The 13,930-nt window shown below is 61.2% G+C and carries 8 protein-coding genes; all 8 read left to right on the forward strand.

The annotated features are described in order from the left end of the window. Positions 1–403 precede the first annotated feature (403 nt). The 8 genes from AC5FXY_RS01985 (at position 404) to AC5FXY_RS02020 (ending at position 13,886) form a co-directional block, all read left to right on the forward strand. Complete coding sequence (locus tag AC5FXY_RS01985; protein WP_493554950.1) at positions 404–2,530, forward strand: sigma-54-dependent Fis family transcriptional regulator; 2,127 nt, start codon at positions 404–406, stop codon at positions 2,528–2,530. Positions 2,531–2,628: 98 nt separating this feature from the next. Continuing rightward, complete coding sequence (locus AC5FXY_RS01990) at positions 2,629–2,805, forward strand: hypothetical protein (protein ID WP_493554951.1); 177 nt, start codon at positions 2,629–2,631, stop codon at positions 2,803–2,805. 130 nt (positions 2,806–2,935) lie between these two features. Next, positions 2,936–4,264, forward strand: a complete 1,329-nt coding sequence (locus AC5FXY_RS01995; RefSeq protein WP_493554952.1) for an AAA family ATPase — start codon at positions 2,936–2,938, stop codon at positions 4,262–4,264. Positions 4,265–4,369: 105 nt separating this feature from the next. After that, positions 4,370–5,401, forward strand: coding sequence for a 5-methylcytosine restriction system specificity protein McrC (locus AC5FXY_RS02000; RefSeq protein ID WP_493554953.1), 1,032 nt, complete (start codon positions 4,370–4,372; stop codon positions 5,399–5,401). 183 nt (positions 5,402–5,584) lie between these two features. After that, positions 5,585–8,929, forward strand: a complete 3,345-nt coding sequence (locus AC5FXY_RS02005) for a S41 family peptidase (protein WP_493554954.1) — start codon at positions 5,585–5,587, stop codon at positions 8,927–8,929. Between the two features lie 111 nt (positions 8,930–9,040). Continuing rightward, complete coding sequence (locus tag AC5FXY_RS02010) at positions 9,041–10,690, forward strand: TldD/PmbA family protein (RefSeq protein ID WP_493554955.1); 1,650 nt, start codon at positions 9,041–9,043, stop codon at positions 10,688–10,690. A 72-nt stretch (positions 10,691–10,762) separates the two neighbouring features. Next, positions 10,763–12,094, forward strand: a complete 1,332-nt coding sequence (locus AC5FXY_RS02015; protein WP_493554956.1) for a TldD/PmbA family protein — start codon at positions 10,763–10,765, stop codon at positions 12,092–12,094. A 142-nt stretch (positions 12,095–12,236) separates the two neighbouring features. Next, the gene (locus tag AC5FXY_RS02020) at positions 12,237–13,886 is read left to right on the forward strand and encodes a TldD/PmbA family protein (protein ID WP_493554957.1); all 1,650 of its coding nucleotides are present in this window, start codon (positions 12,237–12,239) and stop codon (positions 13,884–13,886) included. Positions 13,887–13,930 lie beyond the last annotated feature (44 nt).

The following is a 13,930-nucleotide window of genomic DNA, read 5'->3' on the forward strand; positions in this document are numbered from 1 at the left end:
GTGCAGCTTTCAGCTCTACGTTCTCACTGGAACGGGTGCGCATGATGAGCAGGAAAGCAGGCGCACATTAAATGTCGCGCACCTGTTCATCGGTGCTGATGAATATGTTAGGTAAAGGTTCGAGGCTGGCGCAAGAGAAGGTACCCTACGGTTGGGTAACGGGCAGCTACGGCTCTGAGCCACGTGGCCGTTAACAGCTTTTACCTACTCGTGCTGTATTAGAATTCAAATGGGTTGCTTTACTACCCAAGCTCAGAGCAAGGTTGGACAGGCTCTAAAACAGTTATTAAAAAAATTCTGACAAATCCCATAGCAAGCTTTATTGAAGTTGATTTACAGTCATATAAAGCCTATGCCTCAAGAAAGTACTGCTGATATTTAAGCAATTCCTAATCTTGCACCTATGCTAATTCAGAAGCACAACTATATGCCGACCCAAGACGATTCCCTACTGCTCCATCTTAACGAAGCCATTGCAACCACCCGCAACAAGGAGACGCTATTCCGTACCATCAATGACAAGCTGCGGCTGATTTTCCCCTTCGATGCCATTACCATTCTCACTTTCGAGACCGAGCACCAGTACCAGCGCGTATTTCTGCGCGACTACATGGGCGAGGTGCTCCTGCTCTTGCCCGAGAGGGGCAAACTAGGGCGCATGCCCATCGAAGGTACTCCCATCGAGGGCTTCATGCGGAAGCTTCACCTACATATTTACGACCTAATCGAGCTGCTTAATGAGGGCACTGACTTTCCGCCCTTTTATGAGTTGGTCGACCAAGGTATGCGCTACCTGACCGTGGTGCCCCTGCGCACCGGTGGGCAGCTTATCGGGCTGCTGTCGTTGGTGGCGAGGCGCCAGCCTAACTTCAGCCTACTGGATATTGACTTGCTGGAAAAGATCGGCAGCTTGGTGGCTGTGGCCGTTACCAACGCGCTGGCTTTTGAAGACCTAGCGCGGCGTGAGCAAGAAAAAACCTTGCAGTTGGCCTTGAACAGCGCCTTGCTCCGCGTTACGGAGCGCGGCGAGATGTTCCGTGCCCTCGCTACGGAAATCAACCGAGTGGTTCCCTGCGACTATTTAGGCGTACGGATGCAGATACCTGCGGCTCCTATGCAGGGCTTTGCTCAGTTTGGCAAGCGACCAGAGGGCACCTTCGCCCCGCTCGACGAGAATACCCTAGAAAAACAGCCAGAGGAAGCCTGGGTAGCATCGGCCCGGATGGAGCTGTTTACCCGACCCGGTATTTATATCGGAGAAGGATTAAATACCCTTCTAAACGACCACCCGCGGCTGCGCCTTTTTCACGAGGAGCAGGGTACCCAGGCTCTGCTGTGTGCCCCGATCAACGAGCCCGGCGAGCAGCCTGTGTCCCTGATTATGGCCAGCCGCGAGCCGCTGGCCTTTACCGAAGACTCGCTAGAGCTGATTCTATCCCTGGCGCCCCAGATTCGGCTGGCTATACAGAACACCTCCGCCTTCGAGCAGATGAATAGGCAGCGCGACCAGTTAGACCGGGAGCGGACCTACCTCATCGACGAAATCAATACCACGGCTGTGACCCGCTTTGAGGAGTTTGCGGCCGGCAGCCCCGGGTTGCAGGAGGTATTTGGGCGGGTTTCGCAGGTAGCTCTCACGGATAGTACCGTGCTAATCACCGGCGAAACCGGCACCGGCAAAGAGTTGGTAGCCCGCTCTTTGCACAGCCTCTCTTCGCGCAAGCAACGAGCACTCATCAAGATCAACTGTGCCGCTCTGCCGGCTCAGCTCATCGAATCGGAACTGTTTGGGCACGAAAAGGGCGCCTTCCCAGGTGCCCACGACCAGCGCATCGGCAAGTTTGAAATGGCTGATGGTGGCTCCATTTTCCTGGATGAAATCGGCGGACTGTCCTTGGATCTGCAGGCCAAACTGCTGCGCGTGTTACAGGAAAAGAAGTTTGAGCGCATTGGCGGGCGCCACGTCATCCAGACAGATGTGCGCGTCATTGCGGCCACGAATCGTGTGTTGGAAGAGGAGGTAGCCGCCGGCCGCTTCCGCGCCGACCTGTACTCCCACCTCGGCGTATTTCCGTTGCACTTGCCTCCGCTGCGCGAGCAGCCCGACGACGTAGAGCCGCTGGTGCGTTACCTGCTCGAAAGCTACTCCAAGAAGCTCGGTAAGCCTGTGCGTAACTTGCGTGCCCGCGACCTGAAGGCGCTGCAGCAGTACCGCTGGCCCGGCAACCTCCGGGAGTTGGAGCACGTGCTTGAACGCGCCGTCATGGCCTCGACGGGGACGTATCTGGAGTTTGCGGGCTTCTCTCCCACCTCAGCCGCGCCCGCAACCGAAAAGGTAGCACTTGAGTCAAACACAGTCTTGAAGACCCTGCGGGAGCAAGAGCGCGACCATATTCTGGCGGCGCTGCAGCGCACCGGCGGCCGGGTAAGCGGCCCCAACGGCGCGGCGCTACTGCTCGACATCAACGCCAAAACCCTGGAAGCCCGCATGAAAAAATTGGGCATTCGGCGGGAGCACCGGGTAGAGTAAGCTCATCGGGAGCAGCCGCTTAACTGTTCTTTGCTTGAACGCGACGGCCGCTGGCACGTACACAAACACATGGTTTCACCCTAAAACCAATCCTTGCCATGTCTAAGAACAACGTGCCCAAAACGCCCCAGCATACCGACCCTGCTCGTAAGAACCAGGAGGACCAGCGGCCGGACACCATGAAAACGAGCAACCGTCACCCCACGCCCGACAAGGCCCATGACCCGCAGCGCAATGCTGATCCGGGTTTGGAAAGCAAGCAGCGGAACAAATAGCCAGCATTTCGTAAGACAGCATGTCCCGCATTCGACCAAAGAGGCCGAATGCGGGACGCGGCTTTTCTACCCGGCGCGTTTCCGAACTCCGCCGGCGCAGTTGGCGTTTTGCCTGTACCTTACCGCCTGCATGTCCGCCACGCCCTCTGCCCCCGCCGATCTGTCTGCTCTTACCCGCGAGTACGTGCTGCGTGCCCTGCGGCAGATTGATCGTGAGGCGTTGGAGCTGACGCCGAGCACGGTGTATGACCTGGTATTTCGGGGCCGCCGTTACCCGCCGCGCCCGGTAGCCGAACTGGCTTTCCGCCTTGCTACCGGCCAACTGGATGCTGAGTGGCCGCTACCCGCCGGCACGCCCACCAACCAGGTGCTCGAAGGTCTGAGCTTCACCGTGACCACCAAGCGCCCGGTGCTGGCCAATTCACCGCACGACGGCGACGTAGCCGCGCAGGAAGCCATGCAACAGCTGTACACTGGCTTAGCGGCTGACGAGGTGCCGCTGCCCGTCGGCAAAAAACCAACAGCCGCCACGCCAGTGCCGCCCGTGCAGGAACCTGCACCCACGTACGGCTCGGGCACGTCCGAACCTTACGACAAGGCAGCGGCGCTGCAGGAGCTGTTCGTATCAGCCGACAAGCTCGACGATGCATTAGCAGGACTGGAGCGCAAAAAGAACCTTATTCTGCAGGGCCCGCCCGGCACTGGCAAGACTTTTCTGGCCCGGCGGCTGGCGTGGCTGCTGCTCGGCGCTACCGATGAAAGCCGCCTGGAGCTGGTGCAGTTTCACCCCAGCTACAGCTACGAAGACTTTGTGCAAGGCTTCCGGCCCGATGGCCGCGGCGGCTTCCAGCTAACCGATGGCGTGCTGCCCGACGTGTGCCGCCGCGCCACCGAGCAGCCGCACCGCCCCTTCGTCCTGCTGATTGATGAAATCAACCGCGGCCACCTCAACCGCATCTTCGGCGAACTGCTGGTGCTGCTGGAAGCCGATAAGCGCGGCCCGCGTCACGCCGTGCGCCTGCCCTACTCGGCCGCCGATGCCCCGCGCTTCTTCGTGCCCAATAATCTGTACCTCATCGGCACGATGAACACTGCCGACCGCTCCCTGGCCCCCTTGGATTACGCCCTGCGCCGGCGCTTTGCCTTCGTGCCCATGCAGCCGGAGTTTGGCGAGCCGCTGCGCCGCTTGCTCACAGCCCGCGGCGTACCAGCGGCCGTGACCGAACGTGTGCTGGTGCGCCTCACCGAGCTCAACGAGGCAATTGCCGCCGACCCGGAACTTGGACCCGATTTTCAGCTAGGCCACAGCTACTTCTGCCAGCCTCCTACCGAAGCCAAAGCCGCAGCCGCATGGTTAACCTTGGTCCTGGAGCAGGAAATAGCGCCGCTGCTCGACGACTACTGGTTTGATCAGCCAGCCCAAGCAGCTGCGCATAAGCAACGGCTGCTGTCGGCGTAGTCGAATTATGCTGTGGTTTTAGCCAACAGGAGGGCCCTTTGGCGCGCAGGCAAGTAGGCTACTTAGCCCTAAATCCACGGTACCCGCCTAATCCGAATAAAACCCGTGATTCCCGTTCAGAACCTGTACTACCTGCTCTGCTACGCCTGGAACCGCTTGCCCAATCCCGGCGAGTGGCAGCAGGTCGACGCCAGCGCCTTTCACCGGCCGTTGGAGTTGCTGACGCACATGCTGCTGGTGGGCACCAAGCGCCTGCTGCTGCAAGGCTTACCGCTGGGCTACGCCGAGCGCTTGGAGGAGCGCACCGAGCTGCGCGGCCGGGTACTGCTCGGCCCCACCATTGCCCGCGACCTGCTACGCCAGGGCCGCGCTGTGTGCGCTTATGATGAGTTGGGGGCTGACACTGCCTTCAACAACCTGCTCGCGGGCACCTTGGAAGTTTTGGGCCGCACCCGGCACTTGCCCGCGGCCCTGCGCCAAGAAGTGCGCCGGGTGCGCGCCCGCTTTCCCGAAGAAGTAACCGCTGCGCCCTTCACCCGCACCGAGCTGCGCGCCGTGCGCCGCCTGCACCTGCCAAGCCCGCAGGGCTTTCTGCTGAACGTCTGCGACCTGATTTACCGCACCGCGCTGCCAGAAACCGATACGGTGGGGCGTACCCGCTTCCACGATTTTCGCCGCGACGAAACCCTGATGGCGCAGATTTTCGAGCGGTTTGTGCGCAACTTCTACCGGCTTGAACAGCGCCGCTACCGGGTGTTGTCTGAAACCATCAGCTGGCAGGCCGAAGCCGAGCAAGCCGCCGACCTGGCCCTGTTACCGAGCATGATTACTGATACCAGCCTGGTAGCGCCCGACCGTAAAATCATCTTAGACACGAAGTATTACGCCGCCGCGCTAAAACCGCACTACGACCGGCAGCGTCTCATCGCGCCACACCTGTACCAGCTTTATGCCTACCTCCAAAATCAGCCGGCCGAGTCCGGTCAGGCGCTGGAAGGCATTTTGCTTTACCCAGCTGCTACCCACGAAACCGACCTACGCTACACACTTGGCGGCTACCCGGTGCGCGTGGTCACCATCGATCTGAACCAACCCTGGCCAGCCATTTCGGATGCATTGCTGGCACTTGTACAGTGAGCAGGGATGGCGAAGTTTGTCCGCCCAGGGGAGTACTGGAAAACGTCAAACCACTTCAGGTACATTTATATAAGTTAATTTGAATCAGGCTCCGACTTAATCCGACTGTCCACACAAGTTTGAAGATATTCCTCCGTCAGAAAGCTCTTACATTAGAGCGTTTCGTCACCATACTGACCACGAATGCCGCTTTCTTCACGATCATATCATTGCTTTCGCGTCACCCTCGCCTTAGGTGCAATCCTCTCGGTGCCAGCCTTGGCTGCGCCGCCGGCTGCAGTGCCTTACTTCACGGAGCCCGCGGTATCGCCTGACCGGCAGGAACTAGCCTTTGTGTCGGGTGGCGACGTCTGGACGGTGCCTGTAGCCGGCGGCGAGGCGCGGCTGCTCGTAGCCCACGCCGCCACCGAAAGCCGCCCGCTCTACTCGCCCGACGGCAAGTCGCTGGCCTTTACTTCCACCCGCTCCGGCAATGGCGACGTGTATTTGCTCAACTTTGCCTCGGGCGAGTTGAAACAGCTCACTTTCGACGACGGCCTGGACCAGCTGGATGCCTGGTCGCCCGACGGCAAGTATCTGTATTTCTCATCGAGCAGCCGCGACATAGCGGGCATGAACGACATCTACCGCGTGCCGGCGGGCGGCGGGACGCCCACGGCCGTTACGGCCGACCGCTACGCCAACGAGTTTTTTGCCGCGCCCAGCCCCGACGGCAAGACGCTGGCCTTTGCAGCCCGCGGCATAGCGTCCAGCCAGTGGTGGCGCCACGGCCATAGCCACCTCGACGAGTCCGAAATCTGGTTGCGACAAGGCAGCAGCAACGCCCCTACTTACCGGGGCCTTACCTCCCGCGGTGCCAAGGCCCTGTGGCCCATGTGGGGCGCCGGCAGCCGGCAGCTGTTCTTTACTTCCGATCAGGGCGGCACCGAAAACATCTGGACCGTAGGTTTGGAAGCTAATGCCACGCCGCGGCAGGTCACGCGTTTCATCAGCGGCCGCTTGCTGTGGCCCAGCATATCGTACGACGGCCGCCTGCTTGTGTTTGAGCACGACTTTGCCCTCTGGACGCTCGACCCCGAAACCGGCCAAACCCGGCAGGTACCCATCCAGCGGCGCGGCGCGCCGGCTGGCCCGGCTGTGGTGCGCCAGCGCTTTACCGACCGCCTGCAGGAGCTGGCCCTTTCGCCCGATGGCAAGAAAGTGGCCTTCATCGTGCACGGCGAAGTGTTTGCAGCCTCGGCAGCCGACGGCGGCGACGCCACGCGCCTGACCATCTCCACCGAGGCCGAAATGCACCTGACGTGGGCTCCCGACAGCCGCCGACTGGTGTACGCCTCGGCCCGCGACGGTGCGCGGCACCTGTACAGCTATACGTTCGCCACCGGCCAGGAAACCCGGCTGACCAATTCGGCCCGCTCCGACGCCGAACCACGCTTTTCGCCCGACGGCAAGCAGTTGGCATTTATCCGCGACGCCCGTGAGCTGCGCGTACTGGACCTGACCACCAAGCAGGAGCGCGTGGCCGCCGCCGGACAGTTCAACCGTCCGCCCTTGGCCGCAGAAAGCTCCTATGCCTGGTCACCCGATGGCCGCTGGCTTGCTTTCACGCCTAACAGTGCCCGCGGCTTCGCCAACGTGCTGGTGGTGCCCGCCACCGGCGGCACGGCGCGCCCGGTGAGCTTCCTGTCAAACTTCAACTCCAACAGCCTTTCGTGGAGCCCCGATGGCAAGTACCTGCTCTTCGATACCGGCCAGCGCACCGAAATAGCCCAGGTGGCCCGCATTGACTTGCTGCCACGTACGCCACGCTTCCGCGAGGATCAGTTCCGGGACTTATTCAAAGAAACCGGCCCGACCGTGCCGGCTACCACCCCTACTACCAAGCCCACCGCCCCCGCTCCGCTGCCCGTAGCGGCAGCCGACTCCGCGCGAGCCCGCAGCAAGACCGCTGCGAAGGTTAAGCCTGGCAAGAAAAACAAAGGCACCGGCGTGGCCGCGTCGGAAGTCAAAGCGGTGAATATCAGCTTCGACGACATCCGTCGCCGCATGAGCTTGCTGCCGGTGGGCGTCGACGTGAACAGCCAGCGCATCAGCCCCGATGGCAAGTGGCTGCTGCTCACGGCCGAGGTGGCGAACCAGACCAACTTGTACCTGTACCCGCTCGACGAGCTGGCTAAGGAGCCGGCTACGGCCCGGCAGCTGACATCGACGGCCACGCCCAAGCGCCAGGCGCAGTTTTCGCCGGACAGCAAGGAAGTGTATTTCCTCGAACAGGGCCGCATCCAAGTAGTGCCGGTGGAGGCGGGCAAGGGTACGCCCAAACCCTTGGCCGTTACGGCTGAGATGAACGTGGACTTCGAGCAGGAAAAGCACGTGGTGTTCAATGAGGCCTGGACCTACCTGTACCAGTTCTTCAACGACAGCACCTTCAACGGCGCCGATTGGCCCGCCCAGCGCACCCGGTTTGCGCCCTTGATTGCCGGCGCCCGCACCCCCGACGAAGCCCGACGGCTTACGAACCTGATGATTGGGGAGCTCAACGCTTCGCACCTGGGCATGGGCCCGGCGGCCGGTACCACCGCTCCCCAGACCACCGGCCGGCTGGGCCTGCGCTTCGACGGTACCGAGTACGAGCAAAACGGCCGCCTGCGCATCAGCTCGGTGCTGCCGCTGGGCGCCGCGGCCCTGGGCGGCTTGCGCCCCGGCGACGTGCTGCTCGCGGTGGAAGGCCAGCCCCTGACGGCTTCCACCAACCTGGACGAGTTGCTGCAGTACCGCATCGACCGCCGTACCACGCTGCGCGTAGCCTCCGGGAAGCAGGAGCGCGAAGGAGTGGTGCGCCCGCTCAGCCGCGACACCGAGAAGGCCTTGGATTATCGGCAATGGGTGGAAGAGCGGCGCGCTTACGTAGCCAAAGCCAGCGGCGGCCGCCTGGGCTACGTGCACATGTTCGACATGAGTGCCGCGTCTTTGTCGCAGCTTTACCTGGACCTCGACGCCGAAAACATGACCCGGCAGGGCGTGGTGGTGGACGTGCGAAACAACAACGGCGGCTTCGTGAATGTGTACGCCATCGACGTGCTCACGCGCCGCAGCTACCTCAGCATGCAGGACCGTTCGCTTCCGGCACCCATTCCGGCGCGTGGTGCGCTGGGCCAGCGTAGCCTGGAACTGCCCACGGTGCTGGTCACCAACCAACATTCGCTGTCCGACGCCGAGGACTTCAGCGAAGGCTACCGCGCTTCGGGCCTGGGCAAAATCGTGGGCGAGCCCACCGGCGGCTGGATTATCTTCACCTCGGGCACGACCCTGCTCGACGGCTCTTCGCTGCGGCTGCCCACGACCACCATCCGTGCCACCCGCGACGGCCAGGTGATGGAAATGGCCCCGCGCCCCGTCGACATTGCCGTGACCCGGCCCATCGGGGAAAGCTATACCGAACGGGACACCCAACTCGATGCGGCCGTACAAACGCTGCTCGGGCAGTTGAGTGCCAGCCAGGGCGCCCAAAACTCTTCGGGCAAGTAGACGCGGCGCGGCTGCAACCCGGCCTACGCGCCTGCGTCCTTGCGCTTGCAAGTCCGTGAATTTTGCGGAACTTCTGCCCTACTCCTACCTCCCTCCCAAACCTCTACTTTCTTGAAACGACGTGATTTTGTCGGCCTGACCGGCTTAGGGGTCGGCGCCCTGTTTCTGCCGAGCTTCCCGGGCTTCGGTGGGACACCGGTAGACGCTGCCCGCTTGCTGGAGCCGGTGATGGACGCGGCCCTGAACAAGCGAATGGCCGATGCCGCGCTGAACGCGGCCAAGTCGGCCGGCGCAACGTACGCCGACGTGCGCATCGGGCGCTACCTGAACCAAGCCCTGTTTACCCGCGAAAAGCAGGTGCAAAACATCGCCAATGGGGAAAGCTACGGCGCCGGCGTGCGCGTCATTGCCAACGGCACCTGGGGCTTTGCCTCGACCAACCAAGTAACCGAAGCCGGCTTGGCCAAGGCGGCTCAGCTGGCCGTGCAGATTGCCAAGGCCAACGCCAAAGTGCAAAAGGAACCCGTGAAGCTGGCCCCGCAGAAAGGCTACGGCGAGGTGAGCTGGAAGACCCCCATTCAGCAAAACGCTTTCGAGGTGCCAGTGGCGCAGAAAGTAGACCTGCTGCTGGCGGCCAATGCCAAGGCCCTGGAAAACGGCGCTTCGTTTGTCAACTCGACGCTGTTTCAGGTCAACGAGCAGAAGTACTTTGCTTCCACTGACGGCTCCTACATCGACCAGGACATACACCGCATCTGGCCCACGTTTAGTGTCACGGCCATCGACCGCGCTTCGGGCAAGTTCCGGACCCGCGAAGCGCTGAGTGCGCCTATGGGCATGGGCTACGAGTATCTGGTGCCCAAAGCTCAGGACAAGATTGCCGGGCCGGCCGAAACCGGCCTGATCGGCTATAAGAACAGCTACGACATCCTGGAGGATGCTACACTGGCCGCCAAGCAGGCCAAGCAGAAGCTCACCGCTACCTCCGTGACCCCAGGCAAGTACGACCTTGTGCTCGATCCAAACCACCTGGGTCTGACCATCCACGAATCGGTGGGTCACCCTCTGGAGCTGGACCGCGTGCTTGGCTACGAAGCCAACTACGCCGGCACTTCCTTCGCCACACTAGACTGGCGGAAGCAGGGCAAGCCCTACGGCTCGAAGCTGGTAAACATCGTGGCCGACAAGCTGCAGCCCGGCTCCCTGGGCGCGGTGGGCTACGACGACGAAGGCGTGAAAACCAAGGAGTGGGACCTGATTAAGGAGGGCAAGCTGGTAGACTATCAAAAGACGCGTGATCAGGCGCACATCGTGGGCCAAAACGAGTCCGATGGCTGCAGCTACGCCGACTCCTGGAGCACGGTGCAGTTCCAGCGCATGCCCAACGTGAGCCTGCGTCCCGGCACGCAGAAGATGAGCGTGGACGACATGATCCGGAACGTGGACAAAGGCATCTACATCGCCGGCCGCGGTTCTTATTCCATCGACCAGCAGCGCTACAACTTCCAGTTCGGCGGCACGGTGTTTTACGCTATCGAGAAAGGCAAGATTGCCGGTCAGATCGAGGACGTGGCTTACCAGGCCAACACCCAGGAATTCTGGAATAGCTGCGCGGCCATCTGCGACGCATCGGACTACCGCTTGTTCGGTTCGTTTTTCGATGGCAAAGGCCAGCCCTCACAGGTTTCGGCCGTGAGCCACGGCTCGGCCCATACCCGCTTCAACGGCGTGAACGTCATCAATACGGCCCGCAAAGTCTAAGCCCGGGGCTTCCGGCCTCTTTGGAAGGAAGTCACCTGTTCCCCCTCTTCTTCTCCTCTCCGAATATTTCTTATGGCCATTCTTTCTCGTGACGAAGCCCAGAACATCCTGAAGAAGGTACTGAGCTTCACCACCGCCGACGAGTGCGAAGCAACGCTCAACGGCACCAACGGCGGCAACATTCGCACGGCCCGCAACACGGTAAGCACCGCCGGGGCCGTCGACAACGTGTCGCTGGCAGTGGAGGCCCGCTTCGGTAAGCGTTCCGGCATTGCCACCTGCAACCAATTCGACGATGCTACGCTGCGCCGCTGCGTACAGCGTGCCGAAGAAGTGGCCCGCCTGGCTCCCGAGAGCCCCGAGTACGTGCCCATGCTGGGAGCCCAGCAGTACCTCACGGCGCCGTCGTTTGCGGCCAGTACGGCCGGCATCACGCCCGACTACCGCGCCTCGCAGGCGCTGGCTGGCATCAAACTGTGTGACCAGAAAAAGCTGACTTCGGCCAGCTTTCTGGAAGACGAATCGGGTTTCATCGCCAAACGCAACACCAAAGGCCTGGAAGCCTATCAGCAGGTTACCAACCTCGATTACTCTGTAACGGTGCGTACGCCCGATGGCACGGGCTCGGGTTACGCTGCTTCCAGCTACACCGACATCAGCAAGTTTGACGCCGGTCGCCTCACCCAGATTGCGGCCGACAAGGCGACCGGCTCTGTGGGGGCCAAAGCCATTGAGCCGGGTAAGTACACGGTGATTCTGGAGCCGGCCGCGCTGGTATCCAACACCGATGCATCCTTGCTGGGCGCGCTCATGAACGCCTTCGATGCCCGTAATGCCGATGAAGGTCGCTCCTTCCTCAGTAAGAAAGGCGGCGGCAACAAGAAGGGCGAGAAGCTTTTTGATGAGCGCGTAACCATTTACTCCGATCCTACCTCGGCCGACATTCCCGGCCTCGTGTTTGCCGGCGACGGCCGCCCGCGCCAGAAAACCACTTGGATTGAGAAGGGTGTGGTAAAGAACCTCTACTCCTCGCGCTTCTGGGCTCAGAAAGCTGGCATTCCGGACATCCCAAATCCCGGCGGCTTTATCATGATGGGCGGCACGCAGAGCACCGCCGACCTGATCAAGAGCACCCAGAAAGGCATCCTGGTGACGCGCCTGTGGTATATCCGCCCCGTGGATCCGCAGACGCTGCTCTACACCGGCCTCACCCGCGACGGAACGTTCTACATCGAAAACGGCAAGATCAAGCACCCGGTGAAGAATTTCCGCTTCAACGAGTCGCCGATTATCATGCTCAACAACCTGGAGGCCATTGGCCGCCCGCAGCGCTTGGGCAACAACTTCGTGCCCGCGCTCAAGATTCGGGACTTCACGTTTACCAGCCTGTCGGACGCGGTGTAATTGCTGCGCTTCCGCGCGTTGCGGACCCCGTTCGGCCCAGCCGGGCGGGGTCTTTTTTCTCTATCTTGACGGACCGGCGCTTCCGCGCATGCCCTCGGCAGCAGTCCTGCTTCTTTCCCCCCACGCCTTTACTTCCAATACCTTGAAACGTCGCGACTTTGTAGGACTCACGAGCTTAGCCGCTGGTGCCTTATTCTTGCCTTCTTTCCCGAGCCTGGCTGGTGAGCCAGTTGACCTGGCCCGCCTACTCGACCCCGTAATGGACGCGGCCATCAACAAGCGTTTGGCTGATGCCGCCCTGAACGCGGCCAAGTCGGCCGGCGCCTCGTACGCCGACGTGCGCATCGGGCGCTACCTGAACCAAGCCCTGTTTACCCGCGAAAAGCAGGTGCAAAACATCGCCAATACGGAGAGTTACGGCGCCGGCGTACGCGTCATTGCCAACGGCACCTGGGGTTTTGCGGCCACCAACCAGGTTACGGAGGCCGGTCTGGCCAAGGCCGCTCAGCAAGCGGTACAGATTGCCAAGGCCAACGCCAAAGTGCAAAAGGAACCCGTGAAGCTGGCTCCGCAAAAGGGCTACGGCGAAGTATCGTGGAAAGCACCGATTCAGCAGAATGCTTTCGAGGTGCCGGTGGCCCAAAAGGTAGACCTACTTCTCGCCGCCAACGCCAAAGCCATGGAAAATGGCGCCAGCTTCGTCAACTCGGCTTTGTTCCAAGTAAATGAGCAGAAGTACTTTGCTTCCACCGACGGCTCCTACATCGACCAGGACATTCACCGCATCTGGCCCACCTTCGGGGTAACAGTGGTGGACCGCGCCTCGGGCAAGTTCCGGACGCGGCAGGCCCTAAGCGCCTCCATGGGCCTGGGCTATGAGTACCTCACGCCCAAAGCGGCCGATAAAATTATGGGCCCGGCCGGCTCGGAAGTAATTGGCTACCGCAACAGCTACGACATGCTGGAGGATGCCGCGCTGGCCGCCAAGCAAACCAAGCAGAAAATCACGGCCAAATCGGTGACGCCGGGTAAGTACGACCTCGTGCTCGACCCACACCACCTGGGCCTGACCATCCACGAATCGGTGGGCCACCCCCTGGAGCTGGACCGCGTGCTCGGCTACGAGGCCAATTTTGCGGGTACTTCCTTCGCTACGCTGGAGTGGAAAAAGCAAGGCAAGCCTTACGGCTCGAAGCTGGTGAACATTGTGGCCGACAAGCTGCAGCCCGGCTCCCTGGGCGCGGTGGGCTACGACGATGAAGGGGTGAAAACCAAGGAATGGATGCTCATCAAAGACGGCACTTTGGTGGACTACCAGAAAATTCGCGACCAGGCGCATATCGTAGGCCAGAACGAGTCGGACGGTTGCTGCTACGCCCAATCGTGGGAGGATGTGCAGTTTCAGCGCATGCCCAACGTAAGCCTGCGCCCCGGCACCCAGAAGATGAGCGTGGACGACATGGTGAAGAATGTGGAGAAGGGTATTTACATCGCCGGTAACGGCTCCTTCTCCATCGACCAGCAGCGCTACAACTTCCAGTTCGGCGGACAAGTGTTTTACGCCATCGAAAACGGCAAAATCACCGGCATGCTGGAGGACGTGGCCTACCAGGCCAACACCCAGGAATTCTGGAATAGCTGCGCCGCTACCTGCGACCAGTCTGACTACCGCCTAGTGGGCTTTTTTAACGACGGCAAAGGCCAGCCTTCCCAAAGCTCGGCCGTGAGCCACGGCTCGGCCACCACGCGCTTCAACGGCGTGAACGTCATCAACACGGCCCGCAAGGTTTAATTCAGAACGCCCACTTCCCAGCAGTTGGGAAGTGGGCGTTTATC

Source organism: Hymenobacter sp. FMD4, assembly GCF_058932745.1.

Coding starts and splice junctions, on each gene's coding strand:
- AC5FXY_RS01985 (WP_493554950.1), top strand. CDS start 404: ATGCTAATTCAGAAGCACAACTATATGCCGACCCAAGACGATTCCCTA.
- AC5FXY_RS01990 (WP_493554951.1), top strand. CDS start 2,629: ATGTCTAAGAACAACGTGCCCAAAACGCCCCAGCATACCGACCCTGCT.
- AC5FXY_RS01995 (WP_493554952.1), top strand. CDS start 2,936: ATGTCCGCCACGCCCTCTGCCCCCGCCGATCTGTCTGCTCTTACCCGC.
- AC5FXY_RS02005 (WP_493554954.1), top strand. CDS start 5,585: ATGCCGCTTTCTTCACGATCATATCATTGCTTTCGCGTCACCCTCGCC.
- AC5FXY_RS02015 (WP_493554956.1), top strand. CDS start 10,763: ATGGCCATTCTTTCTCGTGACGAAGCCCAGAACATCCTGAAGAAGGTA.